Here is a 420-nt window from a genome sequence, read left to right on the forward strand (position 1 = left end):
GTACACGTTCGTGTTCTTGCCCAGACGGTTCGGGAAGTTACGCGTCGACGTCGACATGACCGTCGCACCTTCGCGCACCTGTGCCTGGTTACCCATGCACAGCGAGCAGCCCGGCATTTCGGTACGCGCACCGGCCGTGCCGAACACGCCGTAGTGACCTTCTTCGGTCAGCTGCTTCTGGTCCATCTTGGTCGGCGGCGCCACCCACAGCTTGACCGGAATGTCGCGCTTGCCTTCCAGCAGCTTCGACGCGGCACGGAAGTGACCGATGTTGGTCATGCACGAGCCGATGAACACTTCGTCGATCTTCGCGCCAGCCACGTCGGACAGCGTCTTCACGTCGTCCGGGTCGTTCGGGCATGCGACGATCGGCTCGTGGATGTCGGCCAGGTCGATCTCGATGACGGCAGCGTATTCGGC

General features: G+C 62.9%; 1 protein-coding gene. It reads right to left on the reverse strand.

All coding sequences use genetic code 11. The features are described from left to right. Positions 1 to 420 (reverse strand): aconitase family protein (locus KGA66_RS29475; protein ID WP_211472932.1); only part of this gene is annotated, 420 nt, incomplete at both ends.

It is taken from the genome of Actinocrinis puniceicyclus (assembly GCF_018283645.1).
Lineage (GTDB): Bacteria > Actinomycetota > Actinomycetes > Streptomycetales > Catenulisporaceae > Actinocrinis > Actinocrinis puniceicyclus.